Source organism: Escherichia sp. WS547, from assembly GCF_046486065.1.
Classification (GTDB): Bacteria; Pseudomonadota; Gammaproteobacteria; order Enterobacterales; family Enterobacteriaceae; genus Escherichia; species Escherichia coli.
In genome coordinates this window covers 88,189-107,814 of record NZ_JBJQMA010000002.1, presented here as the reverse complement: position 1 = coordinate 107,814, position 19,626 = coordinate 88,189, and the positions used below count along the sequence as shown (strand labels likewise).

At 46.9% G+C, this 19,626-nt stretch carries 20 protein-coding genes and 4 pseudogenes; 19 read left to right on the top strand and 5 right to left on the bottom strand.

From position 1 onward, the window contains the following. Nucleotides 1-85: 85 nt before the first annotated feature. From ACJHWK_RS02370 to ACJHWK_RS02330, 9 genes and pseudogenes are all read left to right on the top strand, one after another. Nucleotides 86-571 carry an antirestriction protein gene (locus ACJHWK_RS02370; protein WP_000213716.1) on the top strand — a complete coding sequence of 162 codons (486 nt, stop codon included), beginning with the start codon at nt 86-88 and terminating at the stop codon, nt 569-571. A 15-nt stretch (nt 572-586) separates the two neighbouring features. Beyond that, entirely contained in the window at nt 587-1,063 is a 477-nt protein-coding gene (radC, locus tag ACJHWK_RS02365) for a RadC family protein (protein ID WP_001186780.1), read from the top strand. A gap of 86 nt (nt 1,064-1,149) precedes the next feature. Beyond that, the gene (locus ACJHWK_RS02360; RefSeq protein ID WP_000692350.1) at nt 1,150-1,371 is read left to right on the top strand and encodes a DUF987 domain-containing protein; all 222 of its coding nucleotides are present in this window, start codon (nt 1,150-1,152) and stop codon (nt 1,369-1,371) included. Nucleotides 1,372-1,450: 79 nt separating this feature from the next. Further along, nucleotides 1,451-1,819, top strand: a complete 369-nt coding sequence (locus ACJHWK_RS02355; protein ID WP_001285607.1) for a type IV toxin-antitoxin system YeeU family antitoxin — start codon at nt 1,451-1,453, stop codon at nt 1,817-1,819. An 89-nt stretch (nt 1,820-1,908) separates the two neighbouring features. Continuing rightward, on the top strand, nt 1,909-2,286 hold the full coding sequence (locus tag ACJHWK_RS02350; protein ID WP_001094443.1) for a TA system toxin CbtA family protein: 378 nt from the start codon (nt 1,909-1,911) through the stop codon (nt 2,284-2,286). Further along, a complete protein-coding gene (locus ACJHWK_RS02345; protein WP_000761685.1) occupies nt 2,283-2,771 on the top strand; it encodes a DUF5983 family protein in 489 nt (162 codons plus the stop codon). Before ACJHWK_RS02350 ends, ACJHWK_RS02345 begins: the two co-directional genes overlap by 4 nt. Nucleotides 2,772-2,790: 19 nt before the next feature. Beyond that, a complete protein-coding gene (locus ACJHWK_RS02340; protein WP_001327226.1) occupies nt 2,791-2,988 on the top strand; it encodes a DUF957 domain-containing protein in 198 nt (65 codons plus the stop codon). Between the two features lie 84 nt (nt 2,989-3,072). Then, nucleotides 3,073-3,216 (top strand): annotated as a pseudogene (locus ACJHWK_RS02335) (hypothetical protein); the annotation flags it as partial. Continuing rightward, a pseudogene (locus tag ACJHWK_RS02330) lies at nt 3,192-3,320 on the top strand (transcriptional regulator); the annotation flags it as partial. The pseudogenes ACJHWK_RS02335 and ACJHWK_RS02330, both read left to right, overlap by 25 nt. A gap of 657 nt (nt 3,321-3,977) precedes the next feature. Here the strand turns inward: ACJHWK_RS02330 and ACJHWK_RS02325 are convergent. Continuing rightward, a pseudogene (locus ACJHWK_RS02325) lies at nt 3,978-4,127 on the bottom strand (restriction endonuclease); the annotation flags it as partial. A gap of 136 nt (nt 4,128-4,263) precedes the next feature. Here ACJHWK_RS02325 and ACJHWK_RS02320 point away from each other — a divergent pair. Continuing rightward, complete coding sequence (locus ACJHWK_RS02320; protein WP_001037966.1) at nt 4,264-4,914, top strand: HNH endonuclease; 651 nt, start codon at nt 4,264-4,266, stop codon at nt 4,912-4,914. A gap of 7 nt (nt 4,915-4,921) precedes the next feature. On the opposite strand, the gene ACJHWK_RS02315 is transcribed toward ACJHWK_RS02320, so the two are convergent. The 3 genes from ACJHWK_RS02315 to nanC all read right to left on the bottom strand — a co-directional run bounded on the left by ACJHWK_RS02315 (nt 4,922) and on the right by nanC (nt 7,809). Then, nucleotides 4,922-5,902 (bottom strand): sialate O-acetylesterase, encoded by a 981-nt coding sequence (locus ACJHWK_RS02315; RefSeq protein WP_001295601.1) that lies wholly within the window; start codon nt 5,900-5,902, stop codon nt 4,922-4,924. Between the two features lie 64 nt (nt 5,903-5,966). Next, nucleotides 5,967-7,073 carry an N-acetylneuraminate epimerase gene (gene nanM / locus ACJHWK_RS02310; protein ID WP_001353974.1) on the bottom strand — a complete coding sequence of 369 codons (1,107 nt, stop codon included), beginning with the start codon at nt 7,071-7,073 and terminating at the stop codon, nt 5,967-5,969. 19 nt (nt 7,074-7,092) lie between these two features. After that, entirely contained in the window at nt 7,093-7,809 is a 717-nt protein-coding gene (gene nanC, locus ACJHWK_RS02305; RefSeq protein ID WP_001360088.1) for an N-acetylneuraminic acid outer membrane channel NanC, read from the bottom strand. 1,453 nt (nt 7,810-9,262) lie between these two features. Here nanC and fimB point away from each other — a divergent pair. The 9 genes and pseudogenes from fimB to fimH all read left to right on the top strand — a co-directional run bounded on the left by fimB (nt 9,263) and on the right by fimH (nt 18,020). Further along, nucleotides 9,263-9,865 (top strand): type 1 fimbria switch DNA invertase FimB, encoded by a 603-nt coding sequence (fimB, locus tag ACJHWK_RS02300; protein ID WP_000790583.1) that lies wholly within the window; start codon nt 9,263-9,265, stop codon nt 9,863-9,865. Nucleotides 9,866-10,341: 476 nt separating this feature from the next. Then, nucleotides 10,342-10,937: pseudogene (fimE, locus tag ACJHWK_RS02295) on the top strand (type 1 fimbria switch DNA invertase FimE). A gap of 481 nt (nt 10,938-11,418) precedes the next feature. Continuing rightward, nucleotides 11,419-11,973, top strand: a complete 555-nt coding sequence (fimA, locus tag ACJHWK_RS02290) for a type 1 fimbrial major subunit FimA (protein ID WP_170886141.1) — start codon at nt 11,419-11,421, stop codon at nt 11,971-11,973. Nucleotides 11,974-12,037: 64 nt separating this feature from the next. Continuing rightward, on the top strand, nt 12,038-12,577 hold the full coding sequence (locus tag ACJHWK_RS02285; RefSeq protein ID WP_000824114.1) for a fimbrial protein: 540 nt from the start codon (nt 12,038-12,040) through the stop codon (nt 12,575-12,577). 36 nt (nt 12,578-12,613) lie between these two features. Further along, nucleotides 12,614-13,339: a type 1 fimbria chaperone FimC gene (gene fimC / locus ACJHWK_RS02280; protein WP_021542770.1), complete on the top strand. Its 726-nt coding sequence runs from the start codon at nt 12,614-12,616 to the stop codon at nt 13,337-13,339. Between the two features lie 66 nt (nt 13,340-13,405). After that, entirely contained in the window at nt 13,406-16,042 is a 2,637-nt protein-coding gene (gene fimD, locus ACJHWK_RS02275) for a fimbrial usher FimD (protein ID WP_000120915.1), read from the top strand. Nucleotides 16,043-16,051: 9 nt separating this feature from the next. Continuing rightward, the gene (gene fimF, locus ACJHWK_RS02270; protein WP_001244828.1) at nt 16,052-16,582 is read left to right on the top strand and encodes a type 1 fimbria minor subunit FimF; all 531 of its coding nucleotides are present in this window, start codon (nt 16,052-16,054) and stop codon (nt 16,580-16,582) included. Between the two features lie 72 nt (nt 16,583-16,654). Beyond that, entirely contained in the window at nt 16,655-17,098 is a 444-nt protein-coding gene (locus tag ACJHWK_RS02265; protein ID WP_306234496.1) for a fimbrial protein, read from the top strand. 19 nt (nt 17,099-17,117) lie between these two features. Beyond that, complete coding sequence (gene fimH / locus ACJHWK_RS02260; protein ID WP_001297233.1) at nt 17,118-18,020, top strand: type 1 fimbria D-mannose specific adhesin FimH; 903 nt, start codon at nt 17,118-17,120, stop codon at nt 18,018-18,020. A 172-nt stretch (nt 18,021-18,192) separates the two neighbouring features. On the opposite strand, the gene gntP is transcribed toward fimH, so the two are convergent. Continuing rightward, nucleotides 18,193-19,536, bottom strand: coding sequence for a gluconate permease GntP (gene gntP / locus ACJHWK_RS02255; RefSeq protein ID WP_000558251.1), 1,344 nt, complete (start codon nt 19,534-19,536; stop codon nt 18,193-18,195). Nucleotides 19,537-19,626: the final 90 nt, after the last annotated feature.

Genomic DNA, 19,626 nt, shown 5'->3' with positions numbered 1-19,626 from the left:
TTCCCTGAAAGTGCAGCCCTGACTCACGTCTGTACCAGTCCCCAGGCATTCTTCCATTCATTTGCTTTTTATAAGGAATAATCTCATGACAACCTCTTCGCATAATTCCACCACACCTTCTGTTTCCGTAACTACTGCATCAGGGAATAACCAGTCTCAACTGGTTGCCACTCCCGTCCCTGATGAACAGCGCATCAGCTTCTGGCCACAGCACTTTGGCCTCATTCCACAGTGGGTGACCCTGGAGCCCCGTGTCTTCGGCTGGATGGACCGTCTGTGCGAAGACTACTGCGGTGGTATCTGGAATCTGTACACCCTGAACAACGGTGGCGCATTTATGGCACCCGAACCGGATGACGATGATGACGAAACATGGGTACTGTTCAATGCCATGAACGGTAACCGCGCTGAAATGAGCCCGGAAGCTGCCGGCATTGCCGCCTGTCTGATGGCGTACAGTCATCACGCCTGTCGTACGGAGTGTTATGCTATGACGGTCCATTATTACCGGCTGCGGGATTACGCCCTGCAGCATCCGGAATGCAGCGCCATTATGCGCATCATCGACTGAATGGAGAGAAGTACAATGCAACAGCTTTCCTTTCTGCCCGGAGAGATGACGCCCGGCGAGCGCAGCCTCATTCAACGGGCCCTGAAAACCCTGGACCGCCATCTTCATGAGTCCGGCGTGGCCTTCACCTCCACGCATGCGGCACGGGAATGGCTGATTCTGAACATGGCAGGACTGGAGCGGGAAGAGTTCCGGGTGCTGTATCTGAACAACCAGAATCAGCTGATTGCGGGTGAAACCCTCTTCACAGGCACCATCAACCGCACAGAAGTCCATCCCCGGGAGGTGATTAAACGTGCCCTGTACCACAATGCCGCTGCCGTGGTGCTGGCGCACAATCACCCGTCCGGTGAAGTCACCCCCAGTAAGGCAGACCGGCTTATCACTGAACGTCTGGTACAGGCGCTGGCCCTGGTGGATATCCGGGTGCCGGACCATCTGATAGTCGGTGGCAGCCAGGTATTCTCCTTTGCCGAACACGGTCTGCTTTAACCCGTCACCGTCACAATCACCTTCATATCACTTCAGTTTCTCTTTCTCAGCTGTTTCTTACTTTCACATTCAGGAGGACTATTCTCATGAAAATCATCACCCGTGGTGAAGCCATGCGTATTCACCGTCAGCATCCTGCATCCCGTCTTTTTCCGTTCTGTACCGGTAAATACCGCTGGCACGGTAGCACGGATACATATACCGGCCGTGAAGTACAGGATATTCCCGGTGTGCTGGCTGTGTTTGCAGAACGCCGTAAGGACAGTTTTGGTCCGTATGTCCGGCTGATGAGCGTCACCCTGAACTGAGTCTGGAAGGGCATTCAGAAGAGCAGAATTATCGCCACCACCGGACCATTCTTAACCAATTTTCTGTGAGGATTTTATCGTGTCAGACACACTCCCCGGGACAACGCTTCCCGACGACAATAACGACCGCACCTGGTGGGGACTGCCCTGCACCGTGACGCCCTGTTTTGGGGCACGTCTGGTGCAGGAGGGTAACCGGTTGCATTACCTTGCAGACCGCGCCGGTATCAGAGGCCGGTTCAGCGACGCGGATGCGTACCATCTGGACCAGGCCTTTCCGCTGCTGATGAAACAACTGGAACTCATGCTCACCAGCGGTGAACTGAATCCCCGCCATCAGCATACCGTCACGCTGTATGCAAAAAGGCTGACCTGCGAAGCCGACACCCTCGGCAGTTGTGGCTACGTTTATATGGCTGTTTATCCGACGCCCGAAACGAAAAAGTAACTCTCCAGAATAACCTTCTTCTCCGGCCTGGTGCTTTCACCACGCCACTTTTCCATTTTTCATCTCTGCATATCAGGAAAATCTTCAGTATGAACACATTACCCGATACACACGTACGGGAGGCATCGCATTGCCAGTCTCCCGTCACCATCTGGCAGACACTGCTCACCCGACTGCTGGACCAGCATTACGGCCTCACACTGAATGACACACCGTTCGCTGATGAACGTGTGATTGAGCAGCATATTGAGGCAGGCATTTCACTGTGTGATGCGGTGAACTTTCTCGTTGAAAAATACGCACTGGTGCGTACCGACCAGCCGGGATTCAGCGCCTGTACTCGTTCTCAGTTAATAAACAGTATTGATATCCTCCGGGCCCGCCGGGCAACCGGCCTGATGGCCCGCGACAATTACAGAACGGTAAATAACATTACCCTGGGTAAACATCCGGGGGCGAAACAATGAAACTGGCCCTGACGCTGGAAGCCGACAGCATTAACGTGCAGGCACTGAACATGGGGCGCATTGTCGTTGACGTCGATGGTGTTACTCTCGCTGAACTGATTAACGTGGTCTGCGATAACGGTTACTCCCTTCGTGTTGTTGATGAATCTGACCGGACATCAGCAGAGCGCACGCCACCATCTGCGGCCCTTACCGGCATACGCTGCAGTACCGCACATATCACGGAAACGGACAATGCCTGGTTGTACTCGCTGTCAAATCAGACGAATGACACCGGCGAATCAGAATGGATTCATTTCACAGGTAGCGGATATCTGTTACGTACCGATGCGTGGTCATACCCGGTTCTGCGGCTTAAACGCCTGGGGCTGTCCAGAACGTTCCGCCGTCTGGTTGTCACACTCATCCGGCGTTATGGCGTCAGTCTCATTCATCTGGATGCCGGTGCTGAATGTCTGCAGGATTTACCCACTTTCAACTGGTAACCAGGACAAAAGACACAGGATGAAATCATTAACCACAGAAACGGCGCTGGATATTCTGATTGTGTGGCTGCAGGACAATATCGACTGCGAATCGGGAATTATCTTTGACAACGATGAGGATAAAACGGATTCGGCAGCACTGTTGCCCTGTATCGAACAGGCCAGGGAGGGTATCCGTACCCTGCGCCAACTGCAGCTTCTGCACCAGAACCGATAAATATTACTCACCATACTTCATTCCACTGACGCCAGCCTGAACAGGGCTGGCGTTTTCATTTATCTGCAAAAAGGAATATCAATTATGTCTGAAATCACAGCCTCCCGTCCGGAAGTGGTCAACGGGGACATTATCTGCTCCACCTCAGTCAGCCACATTCTGGCTGTACAAAAGAGTACACAGCTGCAAATCGACACACTTATCCGGCATCAAGTGAGCGATATCAGTTAACAGATATAGATGGAGAAGATGCTTTTATCCGGATTGGTTCTATCGCGATGGTGCGAGTACTACTTGATGCAATGAAGCCTGTCGAGGAAGATGACGAGTAACAGAGCTCGGTATCTCAATCAGGAGCTGATTGTCCTGGTTCGATGCCGAAAACCAGTGATTTTTCGTGTTGGTATCTGTGTTGGTATAAGATGATATTGTTTATTATTAACAATTTTAAATCATGAGGTTAAGTCACATGTTCGAGTCCGGCCTTCGCACCTTCGCACCTTCGCACCATCGGAACATCAATAGACATCAACGGACGTTTTTTTATGACTGAAATCCGCGCCACACAAGGCTTTTCGCTATTTTTCGCTCAACCTAAGTCAACCTACATCAACTTACTGATGTGGATACAGCTACAGCTGCGGCTATACCCCGATTCGATAATGTTTGTACCCACACAAAACCCTTGAAAGGCTACAAGGCTGAAATTGTCTAAACCATAGAGATGATTTTTATGATCCAGTCTTTCTCTTGTTGAGATAGTTCCAGTTTGCTCACTCGTGTTAAGAAGGTATTGATCACCTGAACATCCGAATTGGTGAGCCTATTTAATAGAGCGGGTGGTATACCTTTACTAACAATCGCTTTGCGGTGACTTTCGTAGTTTTTATTACTCATTGTTGATCCTAAAAAATCATTGTATGGCGGCATTGATCGTTTCCAGCAACCTTTACTTACTCACTTCGAACTGCATCCTCGTAGACTGTTCCACTACAATAATCGAAAAGGCGCGGATGTCCATTCAGGTATCCCGCTAATACGTATAGCAATAACAATGGCTTATGCGGCGCGCGCTGTTCACCCTTGTGCCAGATTTTTATATTGGCAATTGCCTGCTGTAGCGATTTACTGGAAGCTATTGATATCCCTGGCAGTGAAATAATTGCGATCATGCTCGCAAATTTTCTGCTGTTCAAGCCTGCAAGTGAAGATATATTACCTTGATCTCATTTGTTTTTTTGCTGCCTGTTCTGAGAACGTATAAGGACATTCTCCATGAATAAACTCCCTGATCATCTTCCGCGGCGGTATATCATCGAAGCTATCCATTTATGGGATGCGGGAGAAACTCATCAGTTCCAGCCTGCGCGGTTGTATGAGATTGAATATCATGGCCGACGTTACCCCTCGAAGGCGATTGCTGGCATCGCAGCGACATTGATGACGGGGACGCAATTTACCCCTGCGGATTTCACCGGCGGAATAAAATCTAAATGTGTCAAGCTACTCATAGAGCAGGGATTTCATATTCATCTGGATAAAGCCGCTGCGGCTCCCATAGCCGACGTTCTGTTCCCGGATGAGTTGCCGTCGCAGGAGACATACCTTGAAGGTGCGGCGATAAAGGTGACAGTAAACCGCTATGAACGCGATAAAAAGGCCCGAGATAAAGCGGTCGAACATCATGGATGCCAGTGCAACGTATGCGGTGTTGATCTGGTGAAGATCTATGGTGATATCGCTGAAGGCTTTATCCATGTGCATCACCTGGTGCCGCTGTCAGCCATTAAAGAGGATTACCAGCTGGATCCAGTTAATGATTTGCTGCCTGTGTACCCTAATTGCCATGCGATGTTGCACCGACGCAAACCACCGTTTACGCCGGAGCAGTTAAAAGCGCTGATGGATGCGAATAAATCAAATTAATGAACGCTCACCTTTCGCGCCAAAACTGCAAAATTGCTTCTACAAACTTGTCAGAAATAATCCCCCGACGGGCTGCCGTGCTGAAATGACTGCTTCGCAGTGCCGTCGTCCAGTTCTCCGGTGACCGGTACGCTGAACCGTAATATCCCGTGCTTAAATCGTCCGGGTCTTCATCAGGCGCGTTCGTCAGTCCTCTTTCACCTTGTTGCTGGAAGTCGACGAAAATAATATTGGCTAAAACATTATTTTGATAATTGCCATAAATAACTTCATACGCATGAGGGAAATTTTCTTTCCAGTACCAGGTGGTATCGCCGCAAAACCACGGTGCGTCAGTAATATTATTAAGCTGAGAATGGTATTGTTTTAGATCCCTACGAAAGGCTTCAACCATATGATTAAAGTGTTGAGGGTGTGACGCGTAGTCACTGGTCATTAAGTCAAATTCGCCTTGCATCCAGCATACGCCGAGGAATTTGTTATGCGGATTTTTTGCCAGTGCGGCTCGCGTTCTGCTGACTAAATCCTGGTATAGCGGAGTATCCGTTCCCCAACGACAAGCATCATGGCTGGCTCCGTGCCGTTCTGAATATGTTCCTTCGCTGCCCGCGGTAAAAGCCGATCCGCCACGGCAACACGGAACGATGAGAACCCCTGCATTATCAGGAATAAAGGGCAGTAATTTCCGTGCTATATGCAGTGCCTGGCCAACGGTGCCGTACTGTGTTTGATGATTCGTTGCCAGAGGATGGTGATAACCCTGCATATCCTGAACATCGTGTGGGCAGTGAGTCAGTGGAATAATGTCGTTAAAGTGACATGACGGGCCTCCGGGATGCGTATGCGCAAATCTCGCTAATTGTTTAATTCTGGGATGAGGCGCATCTTCCCTGTCCGGTAATGGCAGTCCTTCGCCATACGCCATGGCATTAGACTGACCAGCAACGGTAAGAATATAGTAATAATCAGGCGATATTATTGCGTTCATATAAATTTCGCGTAATTGAAATGACAAATTGATAGCAGGGCCCCTTTACCGGGGCCCTGAAGCGTTAGTTTTGTACTGTGACTTTATTATCCTTCACAGAAATTAAAACTGAATCCATCACTGCTTTGCCGCCTGCAGTTTCACCGCCAATAATTAATAAACTATTATTCCAGGGCAATGATACTCCGTAGGCCCGACCTTGCGATAATTCACCCGATTTATCCCATTTCCCGTTATACCAAAGATGAATATCAACGCTATATGATTTTTTCAGGCCTTCATGCGCATAGTTCTTACCGTTCTGGTAATTTTCTCGTGAACCTTTGAATCCGGCCCCTCCAGCAAATATAAGAGAATCATTGCTTATCCCCGCAAAACCGCCAGCGACGCCATCTGGTGATGAGACGGGATCAAGCTTATTCCATTTTAAATTATCACCGGTGAAGTCAAGTTCAAATACGGCATCCGTTCGCAATCCTGGTTTGGCTTCGCCATTAATAAGCCAGGTTTTATCACCTTTATTCACAACCGCCGCACCAGCCGTTCCGTACCAGGGAGATTCGCCAGCGTAACTCCATTGCTGTGTTGAGGGATCAAAAGACAACAGAAACTTATTGAAGAAATAATCTTCTGCTTTTTTGTCAAAATAGTAGGCGTTGATTTTATCTATAGCGGTTGAATCTTTTCCAGCTTCGTTGAGATCTTCAAAATAGCCATTGAAGATATTCTGGTTAACACCGCCAGTAACATAAGCCTTGCCGTTGTGTACAAAAGTCACATGGCCCGCCATGCCCATCGGCGCGTGCGACATCAATTTAACCCAGCTATTGGTTTTGGGGTTGTATTTGTGTACGTCATTAAATACCTGAGTCAAGCCCTCGCTGTTTTTGCCAATGCCGCCAAACACATACAGATTGCCATCAATAAATGCAGAGGTTGCTTGATCTCTCGGTCCGCCAGGGAATGCAGCTAACGCTGTCCATCTTTTATCTTTGGCCTGTGTATCCAGCTTGTACCATGCCGTACCTGCGCTACCTAAACCAATGTAGACAGTGTCGTTATCAATTGCTCCGGTACCACTTTTAAATGGCACAGGAGTTTCCGGTAATACAGACGCGTTTGCGGCAAATGAAGCCATTATGATAGTAAGCGCCGTTATTGTTTTATTCATTGTGACTGTCTCCTGTCTACTACAGTTTAAATGACACACCAATGCGATAACTGTTTTCCGATAAATTATCTCTGCCGTTGTAAACACCCTGACGGTCAAGGTAGTCATATTCTATGTATGGCGTAATATCGGGCGTCATATGGTATTGTAGAACAAATGCATTTTCCGTCGCCCATTTCTTATGGTTTGCATAGCGATAATCGTTCTGTTTACTGTATAGCGTCGTTTGCCATGCGAAGGTGAAATCACTATTAATATGGTAAGTGACATATCCATCCCAACGATGAACGTTATCACGAGACATATCACCAGATAAGTCTTGTTGTCGGTAAGCTTTCCAGTCGTAACGATAGCGAATGCCAAAATTAAGATCTTTTGTCGCGTCCCAGGACAGTTTTACGTAGGGTCCGTAGCGTGTGCCATTGCTGCTAAAATGCGTTAACATTCCCGGGCGCACCGTCCATTGATCATCAAGTTTAATCGCGTAATTAACTTCAACCTGAACATCATTGAGTGCGGCATTTTCCTTTTTATTATCATGAATGGTATTCCAGGTATTACTTTCCATGCTTGCCCACCATCCATTTTGCCATCCCTCACTGACTTTGAGTCGAGTCTCATAGGCGTGGCTTCCACTACGATATCCACCACGTACGTCCAGTGTCGCAGCCTGAGAAATTAATGGGGACGAAAAGCACAGTAATAATACGCTAGAAAGTATTTTAGCCTTTTTCATAAATTTCACTCATTTGTAGGATACAGAAAGCAATACAAAGCCCGCATAAACAATTAGCATTTATGTTGTGTAATATTTTTTTGCCAGGCTTATAGTGTCTTTGGCAACCGGTAGCTGTATTTTATATTTTTTGTATAATATCTCCTGTGAAAAATCTCTTTCCACATTATTTAAATAAACAGAGGGCCAGATTAAATACCTGAGTATAAAATCTCTGCTGATGTTTAATTGATTTGAATTTTCGTAAGCTATATCGCTTACTCAATCCATTTTACCCAGAGTCATAAAATAGAGTGTCTGTTGATCTCATTTTCATATTCCTTTCAGACTGAAGTGCGTTTTCATCACCCGATGAGAAAGAACTGAAGTGATGTTTGCCATAGATTACGAGATGCCCAGTCTCATTGACTATCGCGGTGCACCTTTATACCTGTTATACCAGATCAAAAATCACGCAATCCATACAACAAAACCAGATTTGCAATTCGTGTCACAAAATATGTCGATCTTTTCCTAAGAAGCAGATGCCATGTGAAGCCAGACGAACACTTGCATTGGTCTTCAAAAACTAAAGGTTTTCTTTTAACAATCTGTTTTGTAAATAATTTATTTAGAATCTAAACAAAGAAAGCTTTGCAAGCTAACTCAGTGAGCTTGGTGAAAATAAGTGTTTACCCGCCATCAGGCTGAGTATAATTCTCATCATGAAATATGTTTCTTGGTTTGTGGCTTGTAACTGGTCACTCCTGATGTCGATCTGGAGAGGCTTGTTGATGTTGGTGTTTTCAGGATGATGTTTCACTTAGTTTGTTTGCCGTATCGCCCGGCGAATAGCTGTGATTGAGGAAGGTTTAAGTCGTAGTGACCAAAGCCATAGTTACCAACGGATGTAGATGAAAAAGCGTCGCCTGCGTTCCCCCATATCTCCAGGATAAAAGGGAATGTAACAATCTCATGGCCTAAGCTGACGAACCAGGCAGGAATAATCGCTAGGGATCTAAGAATTAGCATGATAATAGCCACTAAGAAATTACTGCGTTCCATGAAATAGCCATTTTGTGGCAAATGCAGTTGACTAATAATGTCATATGTGAGACGGCTAGTTGAACGAATATTAAATTTTGCTGAATTTTTTATGTTGATTTTACTTGTTACAGAACATATCACATGATATATAGATAAGATTAGTTGCATTAATGATGAGGGTTATTATTCGATTCGTATCAGATTTATAAATATATAAAGGTACATAGCATGCAAGAGCATGGCGTTTGTATGGCAAAGTTATTATAAGTAACTATCGCTACTCCATTTAAGTTCACTCAGAAGAACTGGTCCACTTACGTTAGTTATTAAGCAAACGTTCGCTTTTATAAACATAATCAGGATTAAAATGTTGGATTATTGCTAACCCAGCACAGCTAGTGCGCGTCTGTAATTATAAGGGAAAACGATGAAGAATAAGGCTGATAACAAAAAAAGGAACTTCCTGACCCATAGTGAAATCGAATCACTCCTTAAAGCAGCAAATACCGGGCCTCATGCAGCACGTAATTATTGTCTGACTTTGCTTTGTTTTATTCATGGTTTCCGGGCGAGTGAAATTTGTCGATTGAGGATTTCGGATATTGATCTTAAGGCAAAGTGTATCTATATCCATCGATTAAAAAAAGGCTTTTCAACAACGCACCCGCTATTGAACAAAGAAGTTCAGGCTTTAAAAAACTGGTTGAGTATCCGTACTTCGTACCCGCATGCTGAGAGCGAATGGGTATTTTTATCGCGTAAGGGGAATCCGCTTTCTCGGCAACAGTTTTACCATATTATCTCGACTTCCGGTGGTAATGCCGGGTTGTCACTGGAGATTCATCCGCACATGTTACGCCATTCGTGTGGTTTTGCTTTGGCGAATATGGGAATAGATACGCGACTTATCCAGGATTATCTTGGGCATCGCAATATTCGTCATACTGTCTGGTATACCGCCAGCAATGCAGGGCGTTTTTACGGCATCTGGGATAGGGCCAGAGGACGACAGCGTCACGCTGTTTTATAGAGATAGTTGAGATACCAGGGATGGTGTTAAAAACTACATTATTCTTACGATATATCAAAAATGATTAACCATTTATTAATTGATGTTATTGTAAGTGTGATTCTTAATTATAATAATAAACATTAAGTTAACCATATCCATACAAAATACAATGGTTTATGTTCTTCAAAATAAATAAACAAAATCATTCATAAATTTACACATCACTTAAATTCATCTGTTTTCACATTTTTTCTTTATTTTTTAAGCAACTGGAAGTTAATCCACTGCAATCTATTGTTATATTGAATCAAATCAATGAAAATAGATGTTATCACATCAGTGATATTTTATTTTTGTATGATATTTAATGTAATTGACTGATAGCCACATCACTTCGTGTGTGGTTATCTTTTTATCTATTGGGCTAATTTTGACCGATTGAGGTTTCCTATAGGTATTCATTCAAATATATCTCAGTCAGGAGTACTACTATTGTGAGTAAACGTCGTTATCTTACCGGTAAAGAAGTTCAGGCCATGATGCAGGCGGTTTGTTACGGGGCAACGGGAGCCAGAGATTATTGTCTTATTCTGTTGGCATATCGGCATGGGATGCGTATTAGTGAACTGCTTGATCTGCATTATCAGGACCTTGACCTTAATGAAGGTCGAATAAATATTCGCCGACTGAAGAACGGATTTTCTACCGTTCACCCGTTACGTTTTGATGAGCGTGAAGCCGTGGACGCTGGACCCAGGAACGTGCTAACTGGAAAGGCGCTGACCGGACCGACGCTATATTTATTTCTCGCCGCGGGAGTCGGCTTTCTCGCCAGCAGGCCTATCGCATTATTCGCGATGCCGGTATTGAAGCTGGAACCGTAACGCAGACTCATCCTCATATGTTAAGGCATGCTTGCGGTTATGAACTGGCGGAGCGTGGTGCAGATACCCGTTTAATTCAGGATTATCTCGGGCATCGAAATATTCGCCATACTGTGCGTTATACCGCCAGTAATGCTGCTCGTTTTGCCGGATTATGGGAAAGAAATAATCTTATAAACGAAAAATTAAAAAGAGAAGAGGTTTAATTTAACTTATTGATAGTAAAGGTAAAAAACAAATAAATACAAGACAATTGGGGCCAAAACTGTCCATATCATAAATAAGTTACGTATTTTTTCTCAAGCATAAAAATATTATAAAACGACAAAAAGCATCTAACTGTTTGATATGTAAATCATTTCTCTTGTAAATTAATTTCACATCACCTCCGCTAAATGTAAAGCTAACGTTTCTGTGTCTCGAAGCAACTTCCTCATTCTTCTCTCCAAAAACCACCTCATGCAATATAAAAATCTATAAATAAAGATAACAATAGAATATAAAGCCAACAAATAAACTGAAAAAGTTTGTGCGCGATGCTTTCCTCTATGAGTCAAAATGGCCCCAAATGTTTCATCTTTTGGGGGGAAACTGTGCAGTGTTGGCAGTCAAACTCGTTGACAAAACAAAGTGTACGGAACGACTGCCCATGTCGATTTAGAAATAGTTTTTTGAAAGGAAAGCAGTATGAAAATTAAAACTCTGGCAATTGTTGTTCTGTCGGCTCTGTCCCTGAGTTCTACAGCGGCTCTGGCTGAAACTACACCCACGACGGTAAATGGTGGGACCGTTCACTTTAAAGGGGAAGTTGTTAACGCCGCTTGCGCAGTTGATGCAGGCTCTGTTGATCAAACCGTTCAGTTGGGCCAGGTTCGTACCGCTAGTCTGAAGCAGACTGGAGCAACCAGCTCTGCTGTCGGTTTTAACATTCAGCTGAATGATTGCGATACCAGTGTTGCCACAAAAGCCGCTGTTGCCTTCTTGGGGACTGCGATTGACAGTGCTCATCCTAAAGTACTGGCTCTGCAGAGTTCAGCTGCGGGTAGCGCAACAAATGTTGGTGTGCAGATACTGGACAGAACAGGAAATGAGCTGACGCTGGACGGTGCGACATTTAGTGCACAAACAACCCTGAATAACGGTACCAACACCATTCCGTTCCAGGCGCGTTATTATGCAATCGGCGAGGCAACCCCGGGTGCTGCTAATGCGGATACGACCTTCAAGGTTCAGTATCAATAACCTACCCAGGTTCAGGGACGTCATTACGGGCAGGGATGCCCACCCTTGTGCGATAAAAATAACGATGAAAAGGAAGAGATTATTTCTATTAGCGTCGTTGCTGCCAATGTTTGCTCTGGCCGGAAATAAATGGAACACCACGCTGCCCGGCGGAAATATGCAATTTCAGGGCGTCATTATTGCGGAAACTTGCCGGATTGAAGCCGGTGATAAACAAATGACGGTCAATATGGGGCAAATCAGCAGTAACCGGTTTCATGCGGTAGGGGAAGATAGCGCACCGGTGCCTTTTGTTATTCATTTACGGGAATGTAGCACGGTGGTGAGTGAACGTGTGGGTGTGGCGTTTCACGGTGTCGCGGATGGTAAAAATCCAGATGTGCTTTCCGTGGGAGAGGGGCCAGGGATAGCCACCAATATTGGCGTAGCGTTGTTTGATGATGAAGGAAACCTCGTACCGATTAATCGTCCTCCAGCAAACTGGAAACGGCTTTACTCAGGCTCTACTTCGCTACATTTCATCGCCAAATATCGTGCTACCGGGCGTCGGGTTACTGGCGGCATCGCCAATGCCCAGGCCTGGTTCTCTTTAACCTATCAGTAATTGTTCAGCAGATAATGTGATAACAGGAACAGGACAGTGAGTAATAAAAACGTCAATGTAAGGAAATCGCAGGAAATAACATTCTGCTTGCTGGCAGGTATCCTGATGTTCATGGCAATGATGGTTGCCGGACGCGCCGAAGCGGGAGTGGCCTTAGGTGCGACTCGCGTAATTTATCCGGCAGGGCAAAAACAAGTGCAACTTACCGTGACAAATAATGATGAAAATAGCACCTATTTAATTCAATCATGGGTGGAAAATGCCGATGGTGTAAAGGATGGTCGTTTTATCGTGACGCCACCTCTGTTTGCGATGAAGGGAAAAAAAGAGAATACCTTACGTATTCTTGATGCAACAAATAACCAATTGCCACAGGATCGGGAAAGTTTATTCTGGATGAACGTTAAAGCGATTCCGTCAATGGATAAATCAAAATTGACTGAGAATACGCTACAGCTCGCAATTATCAGCCGCATTAAACTGTACTATCGCCCGGCTAAATTAGCGTTGCCACCCGATCAGGCCGCAGAAAAATTAAGATTTCGTCGTAGCGCGAATTCTCTGACTCTGATTAACCCGACACCCTATTACCTGACGGTAACAGAGTTGAATGCCGGAACCCGGGTTCTTGAAAATGCATTGGTGCCTCCAATGGGCGAAAGCACGGTTAAATTGCCTTCTGATGCAGGAAGCAATATTACTTACCGAACAATAAATGATTATGGCGCACTTACCCCCAAAATGACGGGCGTAATGGAATAACGCAGGGGGAATTTTTCGCCTGAATAAAAAGAATTGACTGCCGGGTGATTTTAAACCGGAGGAATAATGTCATATCTGAATTTAAGACTTTACCAGCGAAACACACAATGCTTGCATATTCGTAAGCATCGTTTGGCTGGTTTTTTTGTCCGGCTCTTTGTCGCCTGTGCTTTTGCCGCACAGGCACCTTTGTCATCTGCCGAACTCTATTTTAATCCGCGCTTTTTAGCGGATGATCCCCAGGCTGTGGCCGATTTATCGCGTTTTGAAAATGGGCAAGAATTACCGCCAGGGACGTATCGTGTCGATATCTATTTGAATAATGGTTATATGGCAACGCGTGATGTCACATTTAATACGGGCGACAGTGAACAAGGGATTGTTCCCTGCCTGACACGCGCGCAACTTGCAAGTATGGAGCTGAATACGGCTTCTGTCTCCGGTATGAATCTGCTGGCGGATGATGCCTGCGTGCCATTAACCTCAATGATCCATGACGCTACTGCGCATCTGGATGTTGGTCAGCAGCGACTCAACCTGACGATCCCTCAGGCATTTATGAGTAATCGCGCGCGTGGTTATATTCCTCCTGAGTTATGGGATCCTGGTATTAATGCCGGATTGCTCAATTATAATTTCAGCGGAAATAGTGTACAGAATCGGATTGGGGGTAACAGCCATTATGCATATTTAAACCTACAGAGTGGGTTAAATATTGGTGCGTGGCGTTTACGCGACAATACCACCTGGAGTTATAACAGTAGCGACAGTTCATCAGGTAGCAAAAATAAATGGCAGCATATCAATACCTGGCTTGAGCGAGACATAATTCCGTTACGTTCCCGGCTGACGCTGGGTGATGGTTATACCCAGGGCGATATTTTCGATGGTATTAACTTTCGCGGCGCACAATTGGCCTCAGATGACAATATGTTACCCGATAGCCAAAGAGGATTTGCTCCGGTGATCCACGGTATTGCTCGTGGTACTGCACAGGTCACTATTAAACAAAATGGGTATGACATTTATAATAGTACGGTGCCGCCGGGGCCTTTTACCATCAACGATATCTATGCCGCAGGTAATAGTGGTGACTTGCAGGTAACGATTAAAGAGGCTGACGGCAGCACGCAGATCTTTACCGTACCCTATTCGTCAGTCCCGCTTTTGCAACGTGAAGGGCATACTCGTTATTCCATTACGGCAGGAGAATACCGTAGTGGAAATGCGCAGCAGGAAAAACCCCGCTTTTTCCAGAGTACATTACTCCACGGCCTTCCGGCTGGCTGGACAATATATGGTGGAACGCAACTGGCGGATCGTTATCGTGCGTTTAATTTCGGTATCGGGAAAAACATGGGGGCACTGGGCGCTCTGTCTGTGGATATGACGCAGGCTAATTCCACACTTCCCGATGACAGTCAGCATGACGGACAATCGGTGCGTTTTCTCTATAACAAATCGCTCAATGAATCAGGCACGAATATTCAGTTAGTGGGTTACCGTTATTCGACCAGCGGATATTTTAATTTCGCTGATACAACATACAGTCGAATGAATGGCTACAACATCGAAACACAGGATGGTGTTATTCAGGTTAAGCCGAAATTCACCGACTATTACAATCTCGCTTATAACAAACGCGGGAAATTACAACTCACCGTTACTCAGCAACTCGGGCGCACATCAACACTGTATTTGAGTGGTAGCCATCAAACTTATTGGGGAACGAGTAATGTCGATGAGCAATTTCAGGCTGGTTTAAATACTGCATTCGAAGATATCAACTGGACGCTCAGCTATAGCCTGACGAAAAACGCCTGGCAAAAAGGACGGGATCAGATGTTAGCGCTTAACGTCAATATTCCTTTCAGCCACTGGCTGCGTTCTGACAGTAAATCTCAGTGGCGACATGCCAGTGCCAGTTACAGCATGTCACACGATCTCAACGGTCGGATGACCAATCTGGTCGGTGTATACGGTACGTTGCTGGAAGACAACAACCTCAGCTATAGCGTGCAAACCGGTTACGCCGGGGGAGGTGATGGTAATAGCGGAAGTACAGGCTACGCCACGCTGAATTATCGCGGTGGTTACGGCAATGCCAACATCGGTTACAGCCATAGCGATGATATTAAGCAGCTCTATTACGGAGTCAGCGGTGGGGTACTGGCTCATGCCAATGGCGTAACGCTGGGGCAGCCGTTAAACGATACGGTGGTGCTTGTTAAAGCGCCTGGCGCAAAAGATGCAAAAGTCGAAAACCAGACGGGGGTGCGTACCGACTGGCGCGGTTATGCCGTGCTGCCTTATGCCACTGAATATCGGGAGAACAGAGTAGCGCTGGATACCAATACCCTGGCTGATAACGTCGATTTAGATAACGCGGTCGCTAACGTTGTTCCCACCCGTGGGGCGATCGTGCGAGCAGAGTTTAAAGCGCGCGTTGGGATAAAACTGCTCATGACGCTAACCCACAATAATAAGCCGCTGCCGTTTGGGGCGATGGTGACATCAGAGAGTAGCCAGAGTAGCGGCATTGTTGCGGATAATGGTCAGGTTTACCTCAGCGGAATGCCTTTAGCGGGAAAAGTTCAGGTGAAATGGGGAGAAGAGGAAAATGCTCACTGTGTCGCCAATTATCAACTGCCACCAGAGAGTCAGCAGCAGTTATTAACTCAGCTATCAGCTGAATGTCGTTAAGGGGGCGTGATGAGAAACAAACCTTTTTATCTTCTGTGCGCTTTTTTGTGGCTGGCGGTAAGTCACGCTTTGGCTGCGGATAGCACGATTACTATCCGCGGCTATGTCAGAGATAACGGCTGTAGTGTGGCCGCTGAATCAACCAATTTTACTGTTGATCTGATGGAAAACGCGGCGAAGCAATTTAACAACATTGGCGCGACGACTCCTGTCGTTCCATTTCGTATTTTGCTGTCACCCTGTGGTAATGCCGTTTCTGCCGTAAAAGTTGGGTTTACCGGTGTTGCAGATAGCCACAATGCCAACCTGCTTGCACTTGAAAATACGGTGTCAGCGGTTGCGGGACTGGGAATACAGCTTCTGAATGAGCAACAAAATCAGATACCCATTAATGCCCCATCGTCCGCGATTTCGTGGACGACCCTGACGCCGGGTAAACCAAATACGCTGAATTTTTACGCCCGGCTAATGGCGACACAGGTGCCTGTCACTGCGGGGCATATCAATGCCACGGCTACCTTCACTCTTGAATATCAGTAACTGGAGAGGCTCATGAAATGGTGCAAACGTGGGTATGTATTGGCGGCAATATTGGCGCTCGCAAGTGCGACGATACAGGCAGCCGATGTCACCATCACGGTGAACGGTAAGGTCGTCGCCAAACCGTGCACGGTTTCCACCACCAATGCCACGGTAGATCTCGGCGATCTTTATTCTTTCAGTCTGATGTCTGCCGGGGCGGCATCGGCCTGGCATGATGTTGCGCTTGAGTTGACTAATTGTCCGGTGGGAACGTCGAGGGTCACTGCCAGCTTCAGCGGGGCAGCCGACAGTACCGGATATTATAAAAACCAGGGGACCGCGCAAAACATCCAGTTAGAGCTACAGGATGACAGTGGCAACACATTGAATAGTGGCGCAACCAAAACAGTTCAGGTGGATGATTCCTCACAATCAGCGCACTTCCCGTTACAGGTCAGAGCATTGACGGTAAATGGCGGAGCCACTCAGGGAACCATTCAGGCAGTGATTAGCATCACCTATACCTACAGCTGAAGCCGAAGAGATGATTGTAATGAAACGAGTTATTAACCTGTTTGCTGTACTGCTGATGGGCTGGTCGGTAAATGCCTGGTCATTCGCCTGTAAAACCGCCAATGGCACCGCTATCCCTATTGGCGGTGGCAGCGCCAATGTTTATGTAAACCTTGCGCCCGCCGTGAATGTGGGGCAAAACCTGGTCGTGGATCTTTCGACGCAAATCTTTTGCCATAACGATTACCCGGAAACCATTACAGATTATGTCACACTGCAACGAGGCTCGGCTTATGGCGGCGTGTTATCTAATTTTTCCGGGACCGTAAAATATAGTGGCAGTAGCTATCCATTTCCGACCACCAGTGAAACGCCGCGGGTTGTTTATAATTCGAGAACGGATAAGCCGTGGCCGGTGGCGCTTTATTTGACGCCTGTGAGCAGTGCGGGCGGGGTGGTGATTAAAGCTGGCTCATTAATTGCCGTGCTTATTTTGCGACAGACCAACAACTATAACAGCGATGATTTCCAGTTTGTGTGGAATATTTACGCCAATAATGATGTGGTGGTGCCCACTGGCGGCTGCGATGTTTCTGCTCGTGATGTCACCGTTACTCTGCCGGACTACCCTGGTTCAGTGCCGATTCCTCTTACCGTTTATTGTGCGAAAAGCCAAAACCTGGGGTATTACCTCTCCGGCACAACCGCAGATGCGGGCAACTCGATTTTCACCAATACCGCGTCGTTTTCACCTGCACAGGGCGTCGGCGTACAGTTGACGCGCAACGGTACGATTATTCCAGCGAATAACACGGTATCGTTAGGAGCAGTAGGGACTTCGGCGGTAAGTCTGGGATTAACGGCAAATTACGCACGTACCGGAGGGCAGGTGACTGCAGGGAATGTGCAATCGATTATTGCCGTGACTTTTGTTTATCAATAAAGAAATCACAGGGCATTGCTAATGCAGGTACGCAATATTACCTGAAGCTAAAACCTGCACGTTAGCCCTTTGTAGGCCAGATAAGACGCGTCAGCGTCGCATCTGGCATAAACAAAGCGCACTTTACCGACAATCCGAACAGAGCCTGCCAATGGCAGGCTCAGGTGCTCTTTTACGCTACCATGCTAATAATCAGCACAATAATCAGCCCAACCACGGAGTTGACCAGCTCCAGCAGACCCCAGGTTTTCAACGTGTCTTTTACTGACAGGTCAAAGTAACCTTTGAACAACCAGAATGAGGCATCGTTAATGTGGGTGAGGGTGTTGGAACCCGCAGCCGTCGCCAGTACTAGCAGCGCCGGATTCACGCCAACCAGCTGACCAGTTGCTGGATCAAGGATTGCTGCACTGATAATCCCGGCGGCGGTCATCGCTGAAACCACACCCTGACCCGTCGCCAGACGAATCAGTACGGTGATCAGCCATGCCATGATGTAGGGCGAGATATTGCCGTGGGACATCAGCATGCCGATGGTGTCGCCGATGCCGGTGTCGATGATGGTCTGCTTCAGCACGCCACCTGCACCGATGATCAGAATCACCATTGCAATGCTTTTCACCGCGCTTTCAAAAGCGTTCATTACCCACTGCATATCGTGCCCGCGCGCGGTGCCAAAGAGTACGAATGCAACCACCATCGCAATAAACATTGCAATCGGCGAGGAACCGATAAAGTTAACCACTTCCCACGCAGGGGTATCTTTTACCAGCCAGATATTGGCGATGGTGGTAGAGATCATAATGATCGCCGGGATCAACGGCACCAGAATCGAAACGCCGAAAGAGGGCAGATTATTCATATCTACCGGTTGATCTGCTTTCAGGAATGATGGCGTTGGGCGCTCAAGATTGCCGAGGAACTTCGGCAGGATCAGACCTGCGCAGATGACACTTGGGATCGTCACCAGTACGCCATAGATATAAACCATCCCCATATCCGCGCCATAAGCATTCACCAGCGCCACCGGACCCGGCTGCGGTGGGAACAGTGAATGTGCGGTAGTGGCAGCTGCTACTGCCGGGATCGCCAGTTTCAGGAACGGAATTTTAGCTTCGGCGGCAATAACAATAACCAGCGGTGCTAACATGATAAAGGCCACTTCATAGAACATCGCCAGACCGAAAATCAGGCCGATGATAATCACCGACAGCTGTACATAACGCAGACCGAGACGTGCCAGCAGCGTATGCGCTATCTGGTGAGCCGCGCCGGAGTCGACCATCAATTTACCGATGACCGCACCGAACACCACGATGATAGCCAGTTCCCCCAGCGTGTTGCCGAAGCCCGCTTTCATGGTGTGCAGCAGCGACATCAAATCCATGCCCGCCAGCATCCCGACGGACAGCGCCGCCACCAACAAGGCCACCATTGAATTGATTTTGAACTTCAAATTCAGTACCAGCATCAGACCAATGCCGAATACCACCCAGAGAATGTTAAGCACATGCATAACGTTTTACCTTACCTGGTTGAACCGTTGTTATTTTGGGCGACATGTTATGTAAATTGGTCAACCATTGTTGCGATGAATGTCACATCC